Origin of the sequence: Undibacterium sp. TJN25, assembly GCF_049339885.1 — a bacterium.
Taxonomy (GTDB): Bacteria; Pseudomonadota; Gammaproteobacteria; order Burkholderiales; family Burkholderiaceae_D; genus Undibacterium.
Genome location: NZ_JBMPPM010000050.1, coordinates 1 through 336, shown reverse-complemented (window position 1 = coordinate 336; position 336 = coordinate 1). Strand labels below are relative to the sequence as shown.

The 336-nt window shown below is 69.0% G+C and carries 1 protein-coding gene; it reads left to right on the top strand.

Annotation, left to right across the window (positions count from 1 at the left end; genetic code table 11):
• Positions 1–336: GDP-mannose 4,6-dehydratase (locus ACO0LO_RS29070; RefSeq protein ID WP_422970042.1), on the top strand; the 336-nt coding region annotated here is incomplete at both ends.

The following is a 336-nucleotide window of genomic DNA, read 5'->3' as shown; positions in this document are numbered from 1 at the left end:
CCGCCAGCTGCAGCACGCCGTGCACGACATCCAGCCCGACGTGGTCGCCCACCTCGCCGCCATCTCCTTTGTCGCCCACGGAGACGCCGACGCCATCTACCGCACCAACGTGGTCGGCACCCGCAACTTGCTCGACGCCCTCGCCAGCCTGCCCGCCAAGCCCCGCGCCGTACTGGTCGCCAGCAGCGCCAACATCTACGGCAACACCGACACCGGCATCCTGGCCGAAACCGAGCCCGCCCAGCCCGCCAACGACTACGGCGTCAGCAAGCTCGCCATGGAACATGTCGCCCGCCTGTGGATGGACCAGCTCCCCATCACCATCACCCGGCCCTT